Annotated in this window: 21 protein-coding genes; 12 read left to right on the top strand and 9 right to left on the bottom strand. The window is 61.3% G+C overall.

Annotated features, from left to right (window positions below; all coding sequences use genetic code 11):
* Positions 1-68: 68 nt before the first annotated feature.
* Positions 69-605 carry a chalcone isomerase family protein gene (locus ACYZTK_RS04555; protein ID WP_462013344.1) on the top strand — a complete coding sequence of 179 codons (537 nt, stop codon included), beginning with the start codon at positions 69-71 and terminating at the stop codon, positions 603-605.
* 191 nt (positions 606-796) lie between these two features.
* Here the strand turns inward: ACYZTK_RS04555 and ACYZTK_RS04550 are convergent, their stop codons facing one another.
* The 3 genes from ACYZTK_RS04550 to ACYZTK_RS04540 are packed head-to-tail and all read right to left on the bottom strand — an operon-like array spanning position 797 to position 3,390.
* A complete protein-coding gene (locus tag ACYZTK_RS04550) occupies positions 797-1,978 on the bottom strand; it encodes an acetyl-CoA C-acetyltransferase (protein ID WP_462013343.1) in 1,182 nt (393 codons plus the stop codon).
* Between the two features lie 11 nt (positions 1,979-1,989).
* Positions 1,990-2,655, bottom strand: coding sequence for a CoA transferase subunit B (locus tag ACYZTK_RS04545; protein WP_462013342.1), 666 nt, complete (start codon positions 2,653-2,655; stop codon positions 1,990-1,992).
* Between the two features lie 36 nt (positions 2,656-2,691).
* Positions 2,692-3,390, bottom strand: a complete 699-nt coding sequence (locus ACYZTK_RS04540) for a CoA transferase subunit A (protein ID WP_149630450.1) — start codon at positions 3,388-3,390, stop codon at positions 2,692-2,694.
* Between the two features lie 264 nt (positions 3,391-3,654).
* Here ACYZTK_RS04540 and ACYZTK_RS04535 point away from each other — a divergent pair, with 264 nt between their 5' ends.
* Entirely contained in the window at positions 3,655-4,557 is a 903-nt protein-coding gene (locus tag ACYZTK_RS04535; RefSeq protein WP_462013341.1) for a LysR family transcriptional regulator, read from the top strand.
* Positions 4,558-4,669: 112 nt separating this feature from the next.
* On the opposite strand, the gene ACYZTK_RS04530 is transcribed toward ACYZTK_RS04535, so the two are convergent.
* The 3 genes from ACYZTK_RS04530 to ACYZTK_RS04520 all read right to left on the bottom strand — a co-directional run bounded on the left by ACYZTK_RS04530 (position 4,670) and on the right by ACYZTK_RS04520 (position 8,015).
* On the bottom strand, positions 4,670-5,512 hold the full coding sequence (locus ACYZTK_RS04530) for an NAD-dependent protein deacetylase (protein ID WP_462013340.1): 843 nt from the start codon (positions 5,510-5,512) through the stop codon (positions 4,670-4,672).
* A 146-nt stretch (positions 5,513-5,658) separates the two neighbouring features.
* Positions 5,659-6,705 (bottom strand): class I SAM-dependent methyltransferase, encoded by a 1,047-nt coding sequence (locus ACYZTK_RS04525; RefSeq protein WP_462013339.1) that lies wholly within the window; start codon positions 6,703-6,705, stop codon positions 5,659-5,661.
* 182 nt (positions 6,706-6,887) lie between these two features.
* Positions 6,888-8,015, bottom strand: a complete 1,128-nt coding sequence (locus tag ACYZTK_RS04520; RefSeq protein WP_462013338.1) for a DmpA family aminopeptidase — start codon at positions 8,013-8,015, stop codon at positions 6,888-6,890.
* A 99-nt stretch (positions 8,016-8,114) separates the two neighbouring features.
* Here ACYZTK_RS04520 and ACYZTK_RS04515 point away from each other — a divergent pair, with 99 nt between their 5' ends.
* Positions 8,115-8,888, top strand: coding sequence for a helix-turn-helix transcriptional regulator (locus ACYZTK_RS04515; protein ID WP_462013337.1), 774 nt, complete (start codon positions 8,115-8,117; stop codon positions 8,886-8,888).
* Between the two features lie 99 nt (positions 8,889-8,987).
* On the opposite strand, the gene ACYZTK_RS04510 is transcribed toward ACYZTK_RS04515, so the two are convergent.
* The gene (locus tag ACYZTK_RS04510; RefSeq protein ID WP_462013336.1) at positions 8,988-9,923 is read right to left on the bottom strand and encodes a class I SAM-dependent methyltransferase; all 936 of its coding nucleotides are present in this window, start codon (positions 9,921-9,923) and stop codon (positions 8,988-8,990) included.
* A gap of 172 nt (positions 9,924-10,095) precedes the next feature.
* Here ACYZTK_RS04510 and ACYZTK_RS04505 point away from each other — a divergent pair, with 172 nt between their 5' ends.
* From ACYZTK_RS04505 to ACYZTK_RS04475, 7 genes are all read left to right on the top strand, one after another.
* Complete coding sequence (locus ACYZTK_RS04505) at positions 10,096-10,707, top strand: cytochrome b/b6 domain-containing protein (protein WP_462013335.1); 612 nt, start codon at positions 10,096-10,098, stop codon at positions 10,705-10,707.
* On the top strand, positions 10,704-11,489 hold the full coding sequence (locus ACYZTK_RS04500) for a molybdopterin-dependent oxidoreductase (RefSeq protein ID WP_462013334.1): 786 nt from the start codon (positions 10,704-10,706) through the stop codon (positions 11,487-11,489). Before ACYZTK_RS04505 ends, ACYZTK_RS04500 begins: the two co-directional genes overlap by 4 nt.
* A 72-nt stretch (positions 11,490-11,561) precedes the next feature.
* Positions 11,562-11,843, top strand: a complete 282-nt coding sequence (locus tag ACYZTK_RS04495; protein ID WP_462013333.1) for a pentapeptide MXKDX repeat protein — start codon at positions 11,562-11,564, stop codon at positions 11,841-11,843.
* A 262-nt stretch (positions 11,844-12,105) separates the two neighbouring features.
* A complete protein-coding gene (gene fae, locus ACYZTK_RS04490) occupies positions 12,106-12,618 on the top strand; it encodes a formaldehyde-activating enzyme (protein WP_462013332.1) in 513 nt (170 codons plus the stop codon).
* A 10-nt stretch (positions 12,619-12,628) separates the two neighbouring features.
* Complete coding sequence (locus ACYZTK_RS04485) at positions 12,629-13,663, top strand: aldo/keto reductase (protein ID WP_462013331.1); 1,035 nt, start codon at positions 12,629-12,631, stop codon at positions 13,661-13,663.
* Complete coding sequence (locus ACYZTK_RS04480) at positions 13,660-15,093, top strand: NAD-dependent succinate-semialdehyde dehydrogenase (protein ID WP_462013330.1); 1,434 nt, start codon at positions 13,660-13,662, stop codon at positions 15,091-15,093. Before ACYZTK_RS04485 ends, ACYZTK_RS04480 begins: the two co-directional genes overlap by 4 nt.
* A 186-nt stretch (positions 15,094-15,279) precedes the next feature.
* Entirely contained in the window at positions 15,280-16,644 is a 1,365-nt protein-coding gene (locus ACYZTK_RS04475) for an MFS transporter (protein WP_462013329.1), read from the top strand.
* A 116-nt stretch (positions 16,645-16,760) separates the two neighbouring features.
* On the opposite strand, the gene ACYZTK_RS04470 is transcribed toward ACYZTK_RS04475, so the two are convergent.
* On the bottom strand, positions 16,761-17,636 hold the full coding sequence (locus ACYZTK_RS04470) for a LysR substrate-binding domain-containing protein (RefSeq protein ID WP_462013328.1): 876 nt from the start codon (positions 17,634-17,636) through the stop codon (positions 16,761-16,763).
* Between the two features lie 172 nt (positions 17,637-17,808).
* Entirely contained in the window at positions 17,809-18,987 is a 1,179-nt protein-coding gene (locus ACYZTK_RS04465; protein WP_462013327.1) for a hypothetical protein, read from the bottom strand.
* Positions 18,988-19,171: 184 nt separating this feature from the next.
* Here ACYZTK_RS04465 and ACYZTK_RS04460 point away from each other — a divergent pair, with 184 nt between their 5' ends.
* Complete coding sequence (locus ACYZTK_RS04460) at positions 19,172-20,104, top strand: LysR substrate-binding domain-containing protein (protein WP_462013326.1); 933 nt, start codon at positions 19,172-19,174, stop codon at positions 20,102-20,104.
* Positions 20,105-20,339: 235 nt separating this feature from the next.
* Positions 20,340-21,764, top strand: coding sequence for an aldehyde dehydrogenase (gene aldA / locus ACYZTK_RS04455; protein WP_462013325.1), 1,425 nt, complete (start codon positions 20,340-20,342; stop codon positions 21,762-21,764).
* The last annotated feature ends 46 nt before the right edge of the window (positions 21,765-21,810 follow it).

Genomic DNA, 21,810 nt, shown 5'->3' with positions numbered 1-21,810 from the left:
TCTGGCCTTGTACAGTTGGGCATTCGGCGTATAACTTTTAGCACTCCTCTGTGCGATTCGAGCCCACCATGACCCGACCCCGTTCACTTCTGCGCCACGGTCTGTGGCTGCTGGCCCTGTTGGGCAGTCATGCGCTGGCCAACTGGCAGGACTCGTTGCCCGGCGCGCGGATCATCGGCGCGGGCGAATTCAGCCTGTTCGGTTTTGATGTCTACAACGCCCGTCTGTGGAGCGCGGTTCGCCCGTTGGCGAGTGACCAGCCGTTCGCCCTTGAGCTCATCTACCAGCGCAAGATTTCCCGGGACGACCTGGTTCAGGCCAGCGTCGATGAGATCAAGCGCCTGTCGGGGGAGTCTGTGAGCGACGGGCAGCTGGCGCAATGGCAGGGGCAGATGCAGCAGGCGTTTGTCGATGTGCAGGCCGGAACGCGGATTACCGGCGTGTTTCTACCGGGGCAGGGCGCGCGCTTTTATGTCGGGCAGCAGTTGCAGCATGAGGTCAATGATCCGGCGTTTGCCCGGGCGTTTTTTGCCATATGGCTGGATCCGCGAACGCGCAATCCGCAATTGCGGAAGCAGTTGATGGGAGTGGCGCAATCCCCGTAGGAGCTGCCGAAGGCTGCGATCTTTTGACCTTGCTTGCAAGCGGTTCCGAAAAAACAAGATCAAAAGATCGCAGCCTTCGGCAGCTCCTACAATAGATCGGGTTGGTTGGGACCCGGTGCGACGTGGTCGCACCGGGTGTGTTGCCAGGCTGCGCGGTTCTTCGTGGGTCCCCGCGCCGTCTGTTGAACGCTTTACGCCCGTTCGATCGCCAGCGCCACGCCCTGGCCGCCACCGATGCACAGGGTCGCGAGGCCTTTCTTGGCGTCGCGCTTGATCATTTCATGCAGCAAGGTCACCAGCACACGGCAGCCCGATGCACCGATCGGGTGACCGAGGGCAATGGCGCCGCCGTTGACGTTGACCTTGTTCAAGTCCCATTCCAGGTCCTTGGCCACGGCCAGGGATTGTGCGGCGAAAGCTTCGTTGGCCTCGATCAGGTCCAGTTGACCGATCGACCAGCCGGCCTTGTCCAGGCACCGGCGAGTGGCCGAGACCGGGCCAATGCCCATGATCGCCGGATCGACGCCCGCATTGGCATAGGCGGCGATTTTCGCCAGTACCGGCAAGCCCAGTGCCTTGGCTTTCTCGGCGCTCATCAGGATCACGGCGGCGGCGCCATCGTTGAGCGACGAAGCGTTACCGGCCGTCACCGAGCCGTCTTTCTTGAACGCCGGTTTCAGTTTGGCCAGGGCTGCAGCGGTAGTGCCGGCGCGCGGCTGTTCATCGGTCGCGAACGACAGCGGTTCGCCCTTGCGCTGGGGAATCAGGATCGGCGTGATCTCGTCGACAAAACGCCCGCCTTCGATAGCCGCCACGGCTTTCTGCTGCGAGGCCGCAGCGAAGGCGTCCTGCTGCTCGCGGGTCAGGCTGTACTTCTCGACCAGGTTTTCCGCAGTGATGCCCATGTGGTAGTCGTTGAACGCATCCCACAGGCCATCGCTGATCATGGTGTCGACCAGTTGCGCATGGCCCATGCGCAGTCCGGTGCGGGCGCCGGGCATTACATAGTTGGACAGGCTCATGTTCTCCTGGCCGCCAGCAATGATCACCTCGGCGTCGCCGCAGCGAATCGCCTGGGTGGCCAGGTGCAGGGCCTTGAGGCCCGAGCCGCAGACTTTGTTCAGGGTCATGGCCGGTACGGTGAAAGGCAGCCCGGCCTTGATCGCCGACTGGCGCGCAGGGTTTTGCCCGGCGCCTGCGGTCAACACCTGACCCATGATCACTTCATCGACCAGCGCCGGGTCGAGCCCGGTCTGCGCCAGCAACTGGCGGATCACCGCAGCGCCCAGGTCAACGGCCGACACACCGGCCAACGCGCCCTGGAAGCTGCCAACGGCGGTGCGGGTGGCGGCAACAATTACGACGTCTTGCATGGAATGATTCCTCACTGGGCAGCGAACTGCATTTGCGGCACGTGATCAGGCACGATCAGTTTACCGGCGGTCTTGGCGACGATTTCCTCGACGCTGACGCCCGGTGCACGTTCCTTGAGAATGAACGCGCCGTTGTCGATTTCAAGGTAAGCCAGGTCGGTCAGGACCCGCTTGATGCACCCGGCGCCGGTCAGCGGCAGACTGCATTTGGACAGAAGCTTGGACTCACCGTCTTTCGACGCGTGGGTCATGATGACGATGATGTTTTCAGCGCCTGCCACCAGGTCCATGGCGCCGCCCATACCCTTGACCAGCTTGCCGGGAATCATCCATGAAGCGATGTTGCCCTGCACGTCGACTTCAAAGGCGCCGAGCACGGTCAGGTCGACATGACCGCCGCGAATCATCGCGAAGGACTCGGCCGAGGAAAAGATCGACGCGCCGGTACGCGCGGTCACCGTCTGCTTACCGGCGTTGATCATGTCGGCATCGATGGTTTCTTCAGTCGGGAACGGACCCATGCCGAGCAGGCCGTTTTCCGATTGCAGCATGACTTCCATGCCTTCGGGAATGTAGTTGGCAACCAGGGTCGGAATGCCGATGCCCAGGTTCACGTAGAAGCCGTCCTGCATTTCGCGGGCGACGCGTTGAGCCATTTGTTCGCGGGAAAGTGCCATTGTTGTTATTCCTTCATTCGGGCCGGGGGCAGGGGTTCACTTACGCACGGTGCGCTGTTCGATGCGCTTCTCGAACGTGCCGCAAATGACCCGGTCGACGTAGATGCCAGGGGTATGGATCTGCGCCGGGTCCAGCTCGCCGGGCTCGACGATTTCTTCGACTTCGACCACGGTGATCTTGCCGGCGGTAGCCGCCAGCGGGTTGAAGTTCTGGGCTGTGTGGCGATAGATAACGTTGCCGAAGTGGTCGGCTTTCCAGCCTTTGACGATGGCGAAGTCACCGGTGATGGACTCTTCCATCAGATACTTGCGGCCGTGAAATTCGCGCACTTCCTTGCCGTCGGCGACCGGGGTGCCGACGCCGGTGGCGGTGAAGAACGCAGGAATGCCGGCGCCGCCCGCGCGCATTTTTTCCGCGAGGGTGCCTTGGGGTGTCAGGACGACTTCGATTTCGCCTTTGAGCAGTTGGTCTTCGAACAGTTTGTTCTCGCCAACGTAGGAGGCCACCACTTTGCTGATCTGCCGGTCTTCGAGCAGCACGCCGAGGCCAAAACCGTCGACGCCGCAGTTGTTGGAGACTACGGTAAGGTCGCGTGTGCCTTTGCGCTTGATCTCGGCGATGAGATTTTCCGGGATGCCGCACAGACCGAACCCGCCGGCGATTACGGTCATGCCGTCTTCAAGACCTGCCAGAGCTTCCTCGTAGGAACTCACGCGCTTGTCGAAACCTGCCATATGCACCTCTTTTATTCTTAATGGGCGGCTGGCTAGCCGAATGAAACCAGTGTCGCGCTGGATGATTGATTTGTTAAGTTGATTTTTATGGCTGATTAATAGATAAAACTAAATACCCCTCTGTAGGAGCTGCCGAAGGCTGCGATCTTTTGATCTCGATTTTAAGTGCCCACTACAACATAAGATCAAAAGATCGCAGCCTGCGGCAGCTCCTACGCCGACCGACCGACCGACCGACCGACCGACCTACCGAGCGAAGCGACCATGACCATCAAACAAATCCGCGCCTTCCTCGCCGTCGCCCAAAGCCTCAGTTTTGCCGTGGCCTGCGAACGCCTGCACCTGTCGCAGTCGGCGCTCAGCCTGACCATCAAGGCGCTCGAAGAGGGCCTGGGCGGGCGACTGTTCACCCGCAACACGCGCAACGTCGCCCTGACCGCTGAAGGTGAATCCCTGGTGCCCCTGGCGCGTCGGCTGATCGCCGACTGGGACAACGCCGAGGACGAGCTGCGCCAGCGTTTCACCCTGCAGCGCGGGCGGGTCACGCTGGCGGCCATGCCCTCGTTCGCCGGCAACCTGCTGCCGCCGATCCTCAAGACTTTCCGCGCGCGTTACCCCAAGGTCAACGTCACCGTGAATGACGTGATCAACGAGCAGGTCCTGGAAATGGTGCGGGACCGGCAGGTCGAGCTGGGCGTGGCGTTCGAGCCGGCCACCAGTTCGACCCTGGCCTTCACGCCGCTGTACATGGACCGCTTCGTCGCGGTCGTGCCCCAGGACTCGCCGTTGGCGCAGCTGGACGAGATCGCCTGGCAGACGCTGCTGCAGGAGCCATTTATCACTTTGCAGCGCCCGTCAACAGTGCGGGTGATGCTCGAAGAGCACTTGCAGGCACGGGGGATGAAGTTACCGGTGGAGTTTGAAAGCCATCAACTGGCGACAGTCGGGCGCATGGTTGCCAGCGGGCTGGGGGTCAGCGCGGTGCCGGCCTTGTGCGCGGGGCAGATGCGCGAATTGGGGGCGCACTGCCTGACCCTGCATGACCCGGTGGTGGAGCGGGCGATCGGGGTTTTGACCAAGCCAGGGGTGGAGTTGTCGGCGGCGGCGCAGGCGTTGTTTGATGTGCTCCGCGAGGAAAACCTGGCCCAACGTATGTCCCTCGGTTGAACACTGTCCTGTGGGAGCGGGCTTGCCCGCGATGGCGGTGTGTCAGCGCATAAATGTGCTGGATGTGCCGGCTTCTTCGCGGGCAAGCCCGCTCCCACAGGGTCCACAGTTGTCAGGAAGACAGGTGTTGAGCCAGCAACGGTAAAAGCTGTTCGCATGAGGCTTCAATCTTCAGGTCAAGAAGCTCATCCGCCCGGGTTTTGCCCAGGTTGATCGCAATCAATGGCTTGCCCTGATCCGCCATCGCCCGGCACAGGCGGAACGCCGAATACGCCATCAACGACGACCCCACCACCAGCAATCCCGCCGCCTTCTCGACCGCCGCCATGGCCTTCGCTGCCGTGACCTGCGCCACGTTCTCGCCGAAGAACACCACATCCGGCTTCATCCGCTCTCCGGCGCAGTGGGGGCAGTGCGGCACCTGAAAGCGGGCTTCGAAGGCCGGGTCGAGCAGCGTGTCGCCATCCGGGGCCTGCACCGCATCGACGCCGGCCAGGTACGGATTGTGCTCTTCCATCAGCTGCTGGATCGAGTCACGCCCGCTGCGTTGCCCGCAATCAAGGCACAGCACCCGATGCAGGCTGCCATGCAGCTCGATGACGTCGTGGCTGCCGGCCTGATCGTGCAGGGTGTCGACATTTTGCGTGATCAACGCGCGGATCCGCCGAGTGCTTTGCAACCGGGCCAATGCCTCGTGCGCCACATTCGGCTGGGCCAGGCGCACCCGCGGCCAGCCGAGCATCGCCCGCGCCCAGTAGCGCCGACGGGATTCGGCGGCCGCGAGAAATTCCTGGTACATCATCGGCTGCCGCCCGCGCCGCACGCCCTGGTTGTCACGGTAGTCCGGAATACCCGAGGGCGTGCTGATGCCCGCGCCGGTGAGGACCACGAACGGTTGTTCGGCCATCAGGCGGCTGAGCTGATCGAGTTGTTCGCGGACACGGCCATTGAGCATGTTCAATACTCCAAGAGGTGCCCACATTGTAGGAGCTGCCGAAGGCTGCGATCTTTTGATTTTGATTTTGATTTTTGATTTTTTGAGATCAGGATCAAAAGATCGCAGCCTTCGGCAGCTCCTACGCAGAACCTAGTCAGGCGTTTCTACTTGCGCGCCTCCAGTATCAGATTGAACGGCGTCTCCGTCGCCCGCCGGAATGTCTTGAAGCCGGCTTCCATGAACACCTCGCGCAGCCGCGCCTCTCCGGCCTGGGCACCGAGCCCCAGGCCGACTTCCTGGGACAGCGAGTTGGGCGTACAGATGAAGGTGGAGGCGGCATAGAACAGACGCCCCACCGGGGTGACGTTGTCGTCGAGGGCATCGTTGGCAAACGGTTCGACCAGCAGCACCGTGCCGTCCGGTTTCAGCGACTGATACGCGTGCCGGGCCGCCCCCACCGGGTCGCCCATGTCGTGCAGGCAGTCGAAGTAGCACACCAGGTCGTAGTCGTCGCCCGGATAACTCTTGGCAGTTCCCTGAAAGAACCGCGCACGTCCGGCCACGCCACCTTCCTCGGCGCGCTGGGTGGCGACGGTGACGGAGGGCGCATGATAGTCGAACCCGACGAACCGCGAGTCCGGGAACGCCTGGGCCATGATCACTGTGGATGCGCCATGGCCACAGCCAATGTCCGCGACCTTGGCCCCGGCCTCCAGCTTGGCGACTACGCCGTCCAGGGCCGGCAGCCATTCGGCGATCAGGTGCGCCTTGTAGCCGGGGCGGAAGAAGCGTTCGGTGCCGCTGAACATGCACGGATGGTGGTCACCCCAGGCCAGGGCGCCGTTGCCACGCATGGCCTTGAGCAGTTTGTCCTTGTCATGGAAAAACGAGGCGACTACGCCGACGCCCCCCGCCACGTACACCGGGGAGTCCTCGATCGCCAGCGCCAGGGCCTGTTCTTCCGGCAGGCGGAACTGGCCGTCCTGATGTTCCATGTAGCCGGAGGCGGCGTGAGCGCTGAGCCATTCGCGCAGCAGGCGCGGATTGCAGCCGGTCTTGTCGGCGAGTGCATCGGGGGTGACGGGCTGACTGTCGGCCATGGCCCGGTACAGCCCGAGCTCTTCGCCGAGGATGACGTTGGCGAGCATCGCCGCGCCGCCCATGTCGTTGATCAGTTTGCCCATGAAATCGTTGAGTCTGGCCTCGTCCATCACGTGTGCTCCTTTGGCAGGATCACGGTCCAGGGCGTGCGCCACTGGGCGGTGGTCGCGGGAATGAACAGGACTATAGAGGAAGTCCCGTGTGCCCTAAGTCTAGTTCGCAGCCGCTGAACCGCTGTTCCAGGCGACGAAACTCCTGCAGGAGCATTGAGCCCATTGCCTGGGTTGCACACTCATTTTACCCTGGCTGACTCCCCTGGCCATCCCGCCTGACCCAAGGCCTGGAGCAGCGTCTGCGCATCGAGTCCCGGCACGGCATGGCCATTGCCTTCAGCAGAATCGGCGGCCAGCAGGGCGTTGATGATGGCTTCCTCCACGGCCTCGGTCGCCGCCAGGAACAGCTCGCTGATGTGATCGTTATTGACCATGCGCAGCTGATCGCAAGTGGCTGCGCCTTTGCCTTCATAGGCGGCCGGCGGAATCTGGTTGCCAGTGGCGAACGCGACAAAAATGTCGCCGCTGTGATCCTCGTTGCCGCCGCCGGTGCGGGCCAGGCCAAGGCTGGCGCGTTGGGCCAGGCGCGTGCACTGATGCGGTAGCAGCGGCGCGTCGGTCGCCAGGCAGACCACGATCGAACCCATGCCGGGGTAGGGTAACGACGCCTTGAGAAAAGGTGAGTCGGCCTGTTCCATGTAGCGCCCCACCGGGTAACCGTCGACCCGCAATTCGTTGCGGATGCCATGGTTGGCCTGGACGATGGCGCCGACCGTCCAACCGCCCTGGGCAGCGTTCAAACGACGGGAAGCGGTGCCGATGCCACCCTTGAATTCATGGCAGATCATGCCGCTGCCACCGCCCACCGCGCCCTCGGTCACCGGGCCGCCGGTTGCGCTCTCCAGCGCCTGGGCAACGTGTTCGGGTTTGACATGGAAGCCGTTGATGTCGTTGAGCAGGCCGTCGAAGGTTTCCAGCACCACGGGCATGTTCCAGTAGAGTCGACCGTCATCCGGTTGCTGCTGGCGATCCAGCGCCACCAGCGCATCGCGCACCACGCCCAGGCTGTGGGTGTTGGTGAAGGCGATCGGACTGGTCAACAGGCCTGCCTCGCGAATCCACTCCAGGCCCGTGGCGTCGCCGTTGCCATTGAGCACATGCACGCCAGCAAAACACGGCTGCTGGTTGGTGGAGCCGGCGCGCGGCTCGATCAGGGTGACGCCGGTGAGGACGTCGCGACCACTGGCTGTGCGGCCCCTCACATTGCTGTGGCCAACCCGAACACCGGGCACATCGGTGATGGCATTGAGGGGGCCGGGTTGCAGTTGGCCGAACTGGATGTTCAAGTCGCGGGCGCGTGGTTTCATCTGTAGTCTCATCGTCAGGTTGATGCAAAGTGCCTGCAGCCTACTGGCAGGCAGGCTGCTCACCCATTCCCATCATGGGTTACTCGAAAGGGGTAGTGCGTGGACGCGTTGTTGAAAGAGTTGCCCGTGCACCAGGGGTTAGCGCGGGTGTTTGCTGCGGTGGGCCACGACGGATTCTGGCGCGCACTGGTCGATACCCTGCGCCTGCTGGTGCCGCTGGACAACGCGCTGGTGGCGCTGATGCGGGCGGGACGGGTGCCCAGGCTGCTGATCGATTTCGACTCGAAAGGCGGCGCCAGCGAGCACGACGAATTGGCCGACTACAGTGCCGGCATGTACCTGCTGGATCCGTTTTATCAGGCTGCTTGCGCAGGCATTGCCGACGGCTTGCACAGCCTCGAATCGGTGGCGCCTGACCAGTTCCAGCAGAGCGAGTATTATCTCAGCTACTTCCAGTCGGTGGTGGGCGGCGATGAGTTGCAATTCATGCTCAACATCGACGGTGATGTGCTGGGCCTGTCCCTCGGTCGGTCAACGCGCTTCACCCTCGAAGAGCAGGGCCGCCTGCTGTGCGTGCGCGACTGGGTGCTGGCGGCGATCCGCCGTCACGTGCAGCTGCTGCCGGCGCTGGCACCGACCAGCGAAGCCATAGCCGGCGACCTGGCCTCCTTGCTGGACCGCTTCGACGCACGCCTGACGGCTCGCGAAATCGAAACCGCGCGGCTGATCCTGCAAGGCTTTTCCAGCAAGGCGATCGCCCAGCAGATGGGCATCTCCCCGGAAACCGTGAAGGTGCATCGGCGCAATCTTTATCAGAAGCTCAACGTGAGCGGGCACGGGGAGTTGTTTGCGCTGGTGCTGCAGCCGCGTTGACCTTAAACCGTGTCGCTCCCATCGCGAGCAGGCTCGCTCCCACACGGGAGTGCATGTTCCTGTGGGAGCGAGCCTGCTCGCGATAGCCGCGCCGCGGATTTACAACCGAAACACCAACGCCTTCAACCCACACTCGATATCGGTATCTGGAAACTCCGGCGGGTTCTCCAGGCGCTGCTCAAATCGCAGGCTTGGCGCTTCACGGGTCACACCCTCGACCAGAAAATCTGCCCCCAGTGCCGGGTCATTCATGCAGGCCAGAACAATGCCCTCGGCCCCCAGCAATTCCGGCAGCCGACGCAGCACTCGCTGGTAATCCTTGGTCAGCAAAAAGCTGCCCTTCTGAAACGACGGTGGGTCGATGATCACCAGCTCATACGGCCCCTTGCCAATCACCTTGCCCCAGGACTTGAACAGGTCGTGGCCCAGGAACGTCACCTTGCCCAGGTCGTGCCCGTTCAGCCGGTGATTGTCGCGACCCCGGCTCAGGGCCGCGCTGGACATGTCCAGGTTGACCACATGCTCGGCGCCGCCTTCGATCGCCGCCACCGAAAAGCCGCAGGTATAGGCGAACAGATTGAGCACCCGCTTGCCCTGGGCGTTGGCCCGTACCCAGTCACGCCCGTAGCGCATGTCGAGGAACAGCCCGTTGTTCTGCTTGCGGCCCAGGTCCACCCGATAACGCAGGCCGCCCTCGGTAATGGTCATGTCGTCGATTGCATCCCCCACCAGCCACTCGGTGGTGCTCTGCAGCAGGTAGCGATGTTGCACCGCCAGGGTATGCGCGCCGCTGGTCAGCCATGCGGGCGAGCCGGCGAGCTGCAGCAGGATTTGCCGCAAGCCGTCCAGCTGTTCCACGGGTGGTTCCTTGAACAGCGACACCAGTACCACGCCTTGCAGCCAGTCGACCGTCACCTGCTCCAGGCCCGGCCAGCAGCGACCGCGGCCGTGGAACAGGCGGCGGGTTTCTGTCGGGGCATCTGCCAGGGCGGTCAGCAGATGATCTTGGAGGAGGGCGAGTGCTTGAGGATTCATCGTCTGCGGTCGGTCGTTTGCGGGGGCGGCATTTAACCACAACTTTAGCCGGCGGCTGCTTTCCAGGCGTCGGGAGTTATCACGTTTAATTTAACTTTCCGTGAGGATTTGGCGATCTGGCGGCCCACATACTCGGTTCCAACGAATAACAACAGCCACCGGGAGAGCCAGCATGTCGCAGCCACTAACGGTCAGCACTCATCCGCGCTGGCTACGCCTGACCCATTGGCTCAATGCCCTTGCGGTTCTGGTGATGGTCACCAGCGGCTGGCGCATCTACAACGCCTCGCCGCTCTACGACTTCAGTTTCCCCGCCTCGATCACCCTCGGCGGCTGGCTGGGTGGAGCCCTGCAATGGCATTTCGCGGCGATGTGGTTCCTGGCCATCAACGGGGTCATTTATCTGCTGATCAACCTCGCCAGCGGGCGCCTGTCACGACGCTTCTTCCCCGTCTCGCCCAAAGGTGTCGGGCACGACCTGCTGGCCGCGCTCAAAGGCAAACTCGGGCATGCAGACCTGCGCCAGTACAACCAGGTGCAGCGGCTGGCCTACCTGTTCGTGATGCTCGACATCGCGTTGCTGGTGGTCTCCGGGCTGGTGCTGTGGAAGTCGGTGCAGTTCCCCCTGTTACGTGAACTGCTCGGCGGCTACGAGGCCGCGCGGCATGTGCATTTTATCGCGATGACGCTGTTGCTGGCCTTTGTCGCGGTGCATCTGGTGATGGTCGCGCTGGTGCCGAAAACCCTGCTCGCGATGCTGTTCGGACACAAGGAGCCGCTATGAAAAAGCGCATTCAAGGACTCGGGCTGGATGAAGCGTCCATTCTCGCCGACGCCCGAAAAATCATCGCCCCGCAAATCGAAGACCGCTCGCGCCGCTCCTTCCTGATGCGTGGCCTGACCCTCGGCGGAGTGGCCATGTTGTCCGGCTGCAACCTGACCGACAACGAGAGTGTCGAGACTGCGTTGTCCTCCATGTCGCGCTTCAACGATCGGGTGCAGGGCTGGCTGTTCAATCCCAACGCCCTGGCGCCGACCTACCCGGCGTCGATGATTACCCGGCCGTTTCCGTTCAATGCCTTCTACGGCATCGACGAAGCGCCCACCGTCGAGGCAGACAGTTACCGTCTGGAAGTCACCGGTATGGTCGCCGACAAACACAGCTGGCGCCTGGAAGAGCTGCGCGCCATGGCGCAGACCGAACAAATCACCCGGCACATCTGCGTCGAAGGCTGGAGCGCGATCGGCCGCTGGGGTGGGGTGCGATTCAGCGATTTCCTCAAGCGCATCGGCGCCGATACCGACGCCAAGTACGTCGGGTTCAAATGCGCGGACGACTACTACACCAGCATCGACATGGCCACCGCGCTGCACTCGCAAACCCTGCTGGCGCTGACCTATGACGGCGCGGTGCTGCCGCGCGAGTATGGCTTCCCGATGAAGCTGCGCATGCCGACCAAGCTGGGCTACAAGAACCCCAAGCATATCCAGGCGATTTTCGTCAGCAACACCTACAGCGGCGGCTACTGGGAAGACCAGGGCTACAACTGGTTCGGTGGCAGCTGACGATCACCCGACAAGTACCACCGCGCAGCCCTCGCTGCGTTCATTCGCAATCTGAGCTTCAGGAGATTCACCATGAAAAAGTTGACCAGCGTTGTTCTGTCGATGTGCCTGGCCGTAGGTGCTGCCAGCGTATTTGCCGCCGATACGATGACTAACGACGGCATGAGCAAGGACAGCATGAGCAAGGACTCGATGTCCAAGGACTCAATGAAAAAGGACCAGATGAAGAAGGACGGCATGCACAAGGATTCGATGTCCAAGGACTCGATGAAAAAAGACCCGATGCAAAAGGACGGCATGAGCAAGGATTCAATGTCCAAAGACGCCATGAAAAAAGACGCACCGTCGCAATAAAACAATGGCCACGCGACGCCAGGTTTGAATGTGGGGGTATGACCTGGGGTCATACCCCCATGACTTTTAATGGTTACAGCCGCGCAAACCCCCAGTGGTAAAAAATCGCAGACACAGCTCATCAACAACAAAAAAGAGCGTTTGCAGCCATGACTGATTTTTCCGCCATCCAGCGCTCTTCAATTTTCGACATTAGCCACGCGACTCCTACCGTCTGCGTGCACTTCTGATCATCCAGAAAATCACTGAAGAGTAAAAACTCATGAAAGAACTCGACCTGTACATCGGTGAAGGTTTCGAAGGCCCGGGCGTCAACGCTGCACACATCAATATACTCATCGGCCCGCGCAATGGCCCGGCGGGTCACGCATTCGCCACCAGCCTGGCTTCGCCGAGCCAGGGACATTGCCCGTTCATGGTGATCGCCCAGCCAAACATTCCAGTCAAGCCCATGACTCTCTATGTCAACAAGGCCGCGATCAGCAGCGACCTTCACGGCAACGCCACCTGGGGCGCGTCCCAGGCCGGCATTGCCAAGGCTGTTCTTGAGGCGCTGCTGGACGGCACGTTGCCGCCGCAAGCCGAGGACGAGTGGGCGATCGTGACGGCCAACTGGGTCAATCCAGCCTGCGATGACCTCGATGCGGTGTACCGCAACAACTACAACGCGTGCCGCACCGCCATCGTCGCGGCACTGACCGGCAAGCCGCAAACCGCGCAGCTGGCGGATGTGGTCAATCACATCAGCAACCCTTTCTACACGCCAAAAGCCTGAGGTGCGCGCCATGCAATATATCCGTTTGGGCAACTCCGGCCTGCAAGTCTCGCGTCTGTGCCTGGGCACCATGAACATGGGCACCCCGGACTGGAAACCGTGGATCTTCGATGAGAAGAAGAGCGAGCCGATCGTCGCCCACGCGCTGGACAACGGGGTGAACTTCATCGACCTCGCGGACTTCTATTCCGCCGGTGTTGGCGAGGAAGTGGTGGGACGCATCGTCAAGCGCCTGGCCCGTCGCGAGGACCTGGTGATCACCACCAAGGTCGGCTACGGCACCCGCACCGGAATCAATGCCAGCGGCCATTCACGCAAGCACATCATGGACAGCATTGATGCGTCGCTCAAGCGCCTGAACATGGACTACGTCGACGTGTTCATGCTGCATTACTTCGATGTGAACACCCCGGTCGAAGAAACCATGAGCGCAATGAACGAGATCGTGCGTTCGGGCAAGGCGCGTTACATCGGCGTGTCGACCATGCTGACCGGTCAGCTGGCGAAAATCCTCATGGCGTGCGAGCGCAATGGCTGGGTCAAGCCGATCAACATGCAGCTGCAACTCAACTGCGCCTATCGCGAGGAAGAACGCGAGATGATTCCGTTCTGCCGCGACCAGGGCCTCGGCGTCTCGGTGTTCAGCCCGCTGGCCCGTGGCTTGTTGACCGGTGACGTGCAATCGACGCGCAACCAGACCGACTTCTTCACGCAACAGATGTATAGCGACGAAGCTTCGTTCGAGATCGCGCATTCGGTGCAGCGGGTGGCGCGCGCGCGAGGCGTGTCCAACGCGCAAATTGCCCAGGCCTGGGTCGCCAATCATCCGGGTGTGGATTGCATGCTGGTGGGCGCCGACACCACCGCGCAATTCGACAGTGCGCTGGCCGCGCTGGAGACCCGGCTGGATGCCGACGAGCTGCATGAACTGGAACGCAATTACACCCCGTGCGACGTGATCAACGATTACACCGCCGGCAAACGTATCTTGCGTTCGGCCCGTCCGGGCCTGGAACGCTTCACCCTGACCGAGGCTGTGGCATGAGCGAGCTGATCCGTAACGGCAACTTCATCGATGGCCAATGGACCAGCGGTGGTGCCACTTACCCGGTGTTCAACCCGGCCAATGGCGAGTTGATTGCCGAGGTGCAAAAGGCCGATGCCAGCGCCGCTAACCTGGCGATTGAAGCAGCCAACCGTGCGTTGCCGGCATGGCGCAAATTGACTGCCAAGGAACGCAGCCAAAAGCTCAAGCGCTGGAGCGAGCTGATGCTGAGCAACCAGAAGGACCTGGCGACGTTGCTCAGCCGTGAACAGGGCAAGCCGCTGGCCGAGGCCATGGGTGAAGTGGTCTACGCCGCGAGCTTCCTGGAGTGGTTCGCCGAGGAGGCGAAACGAGCCTACGGTGATGTGATTCCGAGCCACAAGGCGGATGCGCGGATCATCGTGGTCAAGGAAGCCATCGGCGTCGTTGCTGCGATCACGCCGTGGAATTTTCCGCTGGCGATGGTCACCCGCAAAGTAGGCCCTGCGCTGGCGGCGGGTTGCACGATGATTCTCAAACCTTCGGAAGAAACGCCGTTATCAGCGTTTGCGTTGGCGGTGCTGGCTGAACAGGCGGGCATTCCACCTGGCGTGTTCAACATCGTTTCCGGGGATGCCGTGGCGATTGGCGGGGCGCTGCAAGCCTCCGGCATCGTGCGCAAACTGTCGTTCACCGGGTCCACCCGCACTGGCAAATTGCTCATGCGACAGGCCGCCGACACCCTGAAAAAAATCTCGCTGGAACTGGGCGGCAACGCACCGTTCATTGTCTTCGACGATGCCGATCTGGACGCTGCGGTCAAAGGAGCGATGGCTTCAAAATTCCGCAACACCGGGCAGACCTGCGTCTGCGTCAACCGCTTCTTCATTCAGGACGGAGTCTACGAGGCCTTCACCGGCAAACTGGCCGAAGCCGTTGCGGCAATGCGCGTGGGTAGCGCCCTGGACGGTGAAACCGAGCAGGGCCCGCTGATCAACGCGGCCGCCCTGGCCAAGGTCGAGCTGCACGTGGGCGATGCGCTGGAGAAGGGCGCCAAGCTGCTGTGTGGCGGTCGCCGGCACGCATTGGGTGGCACTTTCTACGAACCGACCATCCTTGCCGAAGCTTCCAGCGCAATGCTCATCGCCCAGGACGAAACTTTCGGTCCGGTAGCTGCCTGTTTCCGCTTCAAGGACGAGGCCGAAGTCCTGCAGCGCGCCAACGATACACCCTACGGTCTGTCGGCCTACTTCTACAGCCGCGACATCGGGCGCGTGTGGCGCATGGCTGAGGGCCTGGAAGCCGGCATGGTCGGGATCAATGAAGGGATCATCTCCACCGAGGTCGCGCCGTTCGGCGGCATCAAGGAATCGGGTCTCGGCCGTGAGGGTTCCAGGTACGGCCTGGATGATTACCTGGAGATCAAGTACCTGTTGATGGGCGGTCTCTGACGCACGCCGCATCAATTTTAGGACGAGCCTGCTGGCGATGGACGCCAACGATAACGCTGGAAGCCAGGCACCCACCGGCGTTCTCAGGTTCATCGCGAGCAAGCTCGATCCGTCAGTAGGCACAGGCTCCACAGATAAAAACGTTCGGTTTCATTTCTCCGTCAATAACAACAATTGGAGACTTACATGTCCGCACAACCGGTAAAAATCGATGACCTGCCCATCGGGCGCTTTCACCTCAAGATAGCCGGCCTGACCTTCGGTGCGCATTTCACCGATGGCTACATTCTTGGCCTGATCGGCATCGCGTTCACCCTGCTTAGCCCGCAGATGCAGCTGGACGCATTCTGGCAGGGCCTGATCGGCGCTTCTGCGCTGATCGGCCTGTTTCTCGGCAGTCTGTTTTTCGGCTGGATTTCTGACAAGGTCGGCCGGCAGAAAATTTTCCTGGTCAGCTTCGTGCTGATCACCATCGCTTCGGTGATGCAGTTCTACGCTGAAACTGCGATGGGCCTGTTCCTCTGTCGTGTGCTGATCGGTATCGGACTGGGCGGTGATTTCAGTGTCGGCCATGCCATGCTCGCCGAGTTTTCGCCGAAGAAACACCGCGGAGTGCTGCTCGGTTCCTTCAGCGTAATCTGGACGTTTGGCTATGTCGCCGCCACCTTCGTCGGCACCGCCATGCTCAGCCTGGGCGATGATGCCTGGCGCTGGATGCTGGCCTCTTCGGCGATCCCCGCCGCATTGATTCTGATCGCCCGTATCGGCACGCCGGAATCGCCACGCTGGCTGGTGAATCAGGGACGTATCGCCGAGGCGCGCGCCATTGTCAAAAAACACCTGGGCGCCAACGTCGAGCTCGACGAGACTCAGTCCACCGAAACCCGATCTGGTTATGCGGTGCTGTTCAGCCGCGAATACCGTAAACGCACCGCGTTCAACTGCCTGTTCTTCGTGTGCATCGTCATGCCGTACTTCGCCATTTACACCTTCCTGCCCTCGATTCTGCAGAAGATGGGCCTGGCCGAAGGCTTCGGTACCGAGTTAATGTTGAACATGCTGCTGATCCTCGGTGCGTTGATCGGGATCTGGTGCACGATCAAATTCTCCCGCCGCGGCTTCCTGATCAACTCGTTCATCATCCTCGCAGTGGCCTTGTTCGTACTGGCAGTTTTGCCAAGCAGCGCGGCGTTCCTGATGGTGCTGGTGTTCGGCTTGTTCACGCTGGTGTTGTCGGCGGTGAGTAACCTGGTAGGGGTGTTCCCGGCCGAGAGCTTCCCGACTGAAGTGCGCGCCAGCGGCATTGGCCTGGCCACCGCCGTCAGCCGCCTGGGCTCGGCGGTCAGCACCTTCCTGCTGCCGGTGAGCGTGGCGGGAATTGGCTTGAGCCCGACCATGGGCATTCTGGCGGCGATTCTGGCGCTGGGTGCGTTACTGTCCTGGGCCTGGGCGCCGGAGACTAAGTCGTTGACGTTGAGCCAGGCGTGCCAGGCGCAGAGTCCGGTGGAGGGTGGTGTGGTTGCGGTCGCCAAGGTGGCTACGTCAATCTAGAAAACGCCTCCACCCCTGTAAGAGCTGCCGAAGGCGGCGATCTTTTGACTTTTTTTTCAAGATCAAAAGATCGCAGCCTCGTTTCACTCGGCAGCTCCTACAGGGATCTCGGTGCACTACGGATTACTGACTAACCCTAACCACTCGGTAAACAACCGCACCTTCGACAACCCCTGTTTATCGTTCGCCACATCCAGCCAGTAGCCATAAGGCCCGATCACTTCCACGGGGGTGATCGGCACCAGGCTGCCATTGGCCAGTTCCTTTTCGATCATCTGCCGGTCGATTACCGCCAGGCCGCCACCGGCCAGTGCCGTATGGATGACCTGGTCGAGCGTGCTGAATTCCAGGCCCTGTCCGGCATCGATGTCTTCGCGGCCCATCGTCTCCAGCCAATTTTCCCAAACCTTCAAGCGCTTGCCGTTGTGCAGGATGTGCAGCAATGGAAACTGCTGCAGGTCGGGCGGTTGACCCTCGATGAAAAGTTCCGGGCTGGCCACGGCGATATGTCGCTCCATCACCAGCAACTGGCTGTGGCAATGAGTGGCTGCTTCGAGACCGAAGCGGATGTGGCAGTCGGTTTCGGCGAGGTTGTCGTGGGTGGCCTGGTTGGTCACGCTCAAACTGATGTCCGGGTAGCGTTGGCAGAACACCCGTAAATGCGCTGACAGCCAGCGCGTGGCCCAGGTCGGCGGTGCGACGATGCGCAAACGCTGCCGCAGGTTGGGTACGCGCACTGCTTGCAAGGCACGTTCGATGTGGTCGAAGGCGTCGCTCAGGTGCGGGGAGAGGGTGGTGCCGGCTTCAGTTAGCGACAAGCCTTGAGGCGTACGGATGAACAGCGCCACGCCGAGGTAATCTTCAAGCTGCTTGATCTGACGGCTCACCGCACCCTGGGTGACGTTCAGCCCCAAGGCTGCCTGACTGAAACTGCGATGCCGGGCGACCTCTTCGAAGACGCGCAGCGTGTTGAGCGAGGGCAGTTGACGCATGGCAGGAGGGCTCCCCACCGGTCCTGGAGGGGGCGTCAGGCCGGTTCTTGTTTTTGGATGATGTTGTGCTGCCTATCTGACTATCAGGAAGGGGCTGATGCAAGTGTTGTTTGAGCCTGTGGGAGCAAGGCTTGCCCGCGATGGCGTCTTTGCAGACGCCGAAAAATCCGGATCAGAAGTAATAACCAATGTTCATATACAACTGGTTTTCCCACTGATCACTGCCACCCGCACCCAGGCTCTGGGTATAGCTGCTGCCACCGGTATACGGATCATTCTTGCCATACAGCCATTCCGTGGCGATCCACAGTTTGCTCAGGGAAAACGAGGTGCCGAGAATCAATCGCTGGGAGGTCTTGAACTCGTCGGCGGATTTGTCGAAGGCGCTGTAGTTGGCATACAGCTTCATCCCGCTGAGCTGATCGAACAGGTACTTGCCGGCCACGTCGTAACTCAGGTCCGCCACATACAGGTTGCCGCGACTGGCGACGTTGTAGGTGCCGTCATAGCCGCCCAGTGTCACCAGCTCATCGGTGCCGGCGTTGCGCGGTGACATCTGCTGCCGCGCAGCTTGCAACTGCACACCCCAGGGACCGTTCTTGCCCAGGTAATGCACGGCGACCGCATTGCGTCGGCCATCGTCGTCGGTGTCCTTGTTTTTCAGGGTGGAGCTCAAGCCGGAGAGGCCCACTTCGGACTTCCACGGGCCCAGGTCCAGGGCCTTGGCCACTCGTAACACCAGGGTGTTGCGTTCCTGATTGTCGCTGCCGTCGGTCACGTAGCTGTCGGCGCCGGAGACGACGCTGGAGTAGGTCACCCCTTTGCTGGTGCCCTTGCCTTGCCATGCCGGGCGCAGGTAGTAGCCGGCCTGGATATTCCAGTCGCCACTTTGCTGGATGTACTTGGCGCCGACCTGCTGCACATCCTCAAGGCCGATGACGTTGCCCAGGGTTTCATAGAAGGTACTGCCGAAGTACGGCTGCAAACCGAAGGGCACCGTATTCAAGCCAACCTGCACCTGCTGGTCCGGGGTGAACTTGTAGCCGGCCCAGGCAAACTTGGCGAACTGAATATCGCCATAGTCCTTGGTGTACTGGTAAGGGTAGGAGCGCCCGTAAAAACGGTACTGCGCCTCACCGATCCAGGTGTCGGAGTTGTACTTGGCGCTGAGGAACACCGTGTCCAGGCCGAATTTCTGGATGTCACGGTCCGGATCGTAATCCCAGCGAGCGCGCACGGCGCCGCCAAGGTCGAGGTTGTCGGTGACTTGTATTGCCATGGCAGGTGCCGCAAAGGTGCAGAGCAGGGCGAGGCAGGACGAATTGAGGCGCAGGGAAGCAGGGACATGCATGGGGCAACTCTCGGTTATTTTTATTAGAGATGCCGGCCAGTCTTGCGATCAGCGCTGGTTTGAACAAACGATAAAAAATCCGCAAGAACCTTCATCAAATGCATGTTACTGCGAAAATCCTGTAGGACAATGCACGGTGGGCGTGGGATGCTTTGCGCCTTGTCACCCACTTTGAGAGCCTTCCATGAAACGCAAAATGCCCGGCCTCAACGCGCTCAAGGCCTTTGAAGTGGCTGGCAGCACGGGCAGCTTCACCCGCGCCGCAGAGCTGTTGAACGTGACCCAGAGCGCAGTCAGTCGGCAGGTGCGCCAATTGGAAGAGCAGCTGGATGAAAGCCTGCTGGAGCGTCGCCACCATCACCTTGAACTGACCAGTGCCGGACGTGTTCTGTTGCGGGCGTTGCAGCAATCGTTCGACAAGATCGAGCTGACAGTGCGCAGCATCCAGCAGAAAACCCACTCCAATCGGTTGCACATCAATGCGCCCCCGACCTTCACCAATCGCTGGCTGATGCCACGTCTCGGGCGTCTTCGCGAAAAGCATCCGGAGCTGGAGCTGAGCATCACCACGCGCTTGCAGGACAGCCTCGCGCAAACCGGCACCCTGGACTGCGCCATTCGTTTTGGTGACGGCGAATGGGACGGGCTCGACAGTTCGTTGCTGATCCAGGAGCGTCATATCGCCGTGTGCGCACCCTCGTTGTATGCCCGGGAGTGGAGCGGCCAGGGTATCGACCTCAATCGCCTGACACTGCTGCATGTGCTGGCCCGCGAAGACCAGCGTTACCTGACCTGGAAACACTGGCTGGACGCAGCACGCATCAGTGGCGTCGACACCCAGGGCGGCTATGAATTCGACCTGCTGGACCTGGCAATCCGCGCGGCGATCGACGGGTTGGGCATCACCATTGCCGACTGGCACATGGTCGCGTCGGAACTGGCTATCGGGCAGTTGACCCAGGTGCTGAATGTGCATGTGGAAGGTCATCAGTCCTACTGGCTGGTGACCCGTCCGGAGCAGACGCTGATGCCGCAATTGCAGGTGTTCAGTCAGTGGTTGCAGGAGGAAATCTGGCTGGCACAAAGGCAGTTGGAGCCCTCTACCGCAGCCGTCTAAGCAAGACACATGACCCTGTGGGAGCGGGCTTGCTCGCGAAAGCGGAGTGTCAGTCGATATTGAAATTGCCTGACACACCGCATTCGCGAGCAAGCCCGCTCCCACATTTGAGCGCAGTGTTTTTGGAAGTAACATTCATTTTTCGAATGTTAAGCCGCTTAATAAATCGTTTGTTCATCTCGTCCCGGACGCCAAGACTGCGAGAACTTGATAAAAACAACGATGGGCGATGCACATGCGACTCGAACGAAATTTTGTTAACGGTCACTTCATTGAGCCTGCCAGCGAAACGCTGATTGCGGTCTTCAATCCGGCGACTGAAGCCTTGGTCGGTCACGTCTGCGCGGCAACTGCCGAGGAGGCCACCGCTGCCGTCGAAGCGGCCGCCGCAGCCCAGAAGACTTGGGGCAACCTGACCAGCATTGAACGCGCCGAACACCTGCGCGCCTTCGCCGATGCCCTGGACGCCTGCGCCGACAACATCGGCGCCGCCCTGGCAGCCGAGTCCGGCAAAAGTGTCGCCGATGCCAGCAACGAGGCGCGCTACGCCGCGCAGATCACCCGTTACCACGCCGAGTGGGCGCGGCGCATCGAAGGCGAGATCATTCCCAGCGATTCCCCGGACGAAAATCTCTTCCTGCATCGTGAGCCGATCGGCGTGGTGGCGTGCCTGATCCCGTTCAACTACCCGGTCTACACCCTGCTGCGCAAGATCGCCCCGGCGCTGATTGCGGGCAACACGGTAGTTGTCCGCCCGAGCAATAACACCCCGACCAGCGCGTTCGAAATCGCCAAGGCCGTGCAGCAATCCGGTCTGCCGGCCGGTGTGGTGAACATCCTGACCATGGATCACGCCACGGCAGCGGCAGTTTGCACGCACAAGGCTGTCGGCTTGATCACCCTGACCGGCAGCGTCAACGCCGGGCGTATCGTGCTCGACTACTGCAAGGCCAACATCGCCAAACCGTCCCTGGAACTGGGCGGCAAGACGCCGGCGATCATCGAGGCCGATGCCGACCTGGAAAAGGCCGCCAGTGACATCATTGCGTCGAAGACCACCCACTGCGGCCAATTGTGCACGGCCGTGGAGCGGGTCTATGTACAGGAGAGCGTCTACGACCGGTTTCTTGCGCTGCTCAAGGAAAAAATCAGCGCAGTGCAATTCGGCGATTGCTCCACGGATGCGACCCTGATGGGCCCGTTGGTCAACGCCAGCTCGCAGCAGAACATCCACGCCATGGTCGAGCGTGCCATCGCCGCTGGCGCCGTGCTCGAAACCGGCGGATTCATCCCCCAGGGCAGCGGGCACTTTTACCCGCCGACGCTGCTCAGCGGCTGCCGCCAGGACATGGAAATCATCCAGGAAGAAATCTTCGGCCCGGTGCTGCCGGTCCTCAAGTACGGCGACATCGACGAAGCGCTCGCCATGGCCAATGATCATCAGTTTGGCTTGTCGTCGGTGCTGTACACCGAGAATTACCGCACCACGATGAAGGTCGCCAACTCCATCGAAGCCGGTGAGTTGTACGTCAATCGCACCCCGGCCGACCCGTACCAGGGTTTCCACGCCGGCTGGAAACGCTCGGGCCTGGGCGGTGATGACGGCAAGCACGGCATGCTCGAATTCACCCAGACCCGGCTGGTGGTCATGAAATATTGATCCACCGGCAACACGCCTCACGCTGCACCCATAAAAACAATTATCA

It is taken from the genome of Pseudomonas sp. LB3P31, assembly GCF_054897945.1.
This window is presented reverse-complemented; position numbering and strand designations above follow the sequence as displayed.

Coding starts and splice junctions, on each gene's coding strand:
- ACYZTK_RS04510 (WP_462013336.1), bottom strand. CDS start 9,923: ATGAATCCTCAAGCACTCGCCCTCCTCCAAGATCATCTGCTGACCGCC.
- ACYZTK_RS04470 (WP_462013328.1), bottom strand. CDS start 17,636: ATGCGTCAACTGCCCTCGCTCAACACGCTGCGCGTCTTCGAAGAGGTC.
- ACYZTK_RS04480 (WP_462013330.1), top strand. CDS start 13,660: ATGAGCGAGCTGATCCGTAACGGCAACTTCATCGATGGCCAATGGACC.
- ACYZTK_RS04550 (WP_462013343.1), bottom strand. CDS start 1,978: ATGCAAGACGTCGTAATTGTTGCCGCCACCCGCACCGCCGTTGGCAGC.
- fae (WP_462013332.1), top strand. CDS start 12,106: ATGAAAGAACTCGACCTGTACATCGGTGAAGGTTTCGAAGGCCCGGGC.
- ACYZTK_RS04540 (WP_149630450.1), bottom strand. CDS start 3,390: ATGGCAGGTTTCGACAAGCGCGTGAGTTCCTACGAGGAAGCTCTGGCA.
- aldA (WP_462013325.1), top strand. CDS start 20,340: ATGCGACTCGAACGAAATTTTGTTAACGGTCACTTCATTGAGCCTGCC.
- ACYZTK_RS04485 (WP_462013331.1), top strand. CDS start 12,629: ATGCAATATATCCGTTTGGGCAACTCCGGCCTGCAAGTCTCGCGTCTG.
- ACYZTK_RS04475 (WP_462013329.1), top strand. CDS start 15,280: ATGTCCGCACAACCGGTAAAAATCGATGACCTGCCCATCGGGCGCTTT.
- ACYZTK_RS04525 (WP_462013339.1), bottom strand. CDS start 6,705: ATGGACGAGGCCAGACTCAACGATTTCATGGGCAAACTGATCAACGAC.
- ACYZTK_RS04535 (WP_462013341.1), top strand. CDS start 3,655: ATGACCATCAAACAAATCCGCGCCTTCCTCGCCGTCGCCCAAAGCCTC.
- ACYZTK_RS04505 (WP_462013335.1), top strand. CDS start 10,096: ATGTCGCAGCCACTAACGGTCAGCACTCATCCGCGCTGGCTACGCCTG.
- ACYZTK_RS04530 (WP_462013340.1), bottom strand. CDS start 5,512: ATGCTCAATGGCCGTGTCCGCGAACAACTCGATCAGCTCAGCCGCCTG.
- ACYZTK_RS04495 (WP_462013333.1), top strand. CDS start 11,562: ATGAAAAAGTTGACCAGCGTTGTTCTGTCGATGTGCCTGGCCGTAGGT.
- ACYZTK_RS04545 (WP_462013342.1), bottom strand. CDS start 2,655: ATGGCACTTTCCCGCGAACAAATGGCTCAACGCGTCGCCCGCGAAATG.
- ACYZTK_RS04555 (WP_462013344.1), top strand. CDS start 69: ATGACCCGACCCCGTTCACTTCTGCGCCACGGTCTGTGGCTGCTGGCC.
- ACYZTK_RS04465 (WP_462013327.1), bottom strand. CDS start 18,987: ATGCATGTCCCTGCTTCCCTGCGCCTCAATTCGTCCTGCCTCGCCCTG.
- ACYZTK_RS04500 (WP_462013334.1), top strand. CDS start 10,704: ATGAAAAAGCGCATTCAAGGACTCGGGCTGGATGAAGCGTCCATTCTC.
- ACYZTK_RS04520 (WP_462013338.1), bottom strand. CDS start 8,015: ATGAAACCACGCGCCCGCGACTTGAACATCCAGTTCGGCCAACTGCAA.
- ACYZTK_RS04460 (WP_462013326.1), top strand. CDS start 19,172: ATGAAACGCAAAATGCCCGGCCTCAACGCGCTCAAGGCCTTTGAAGTG.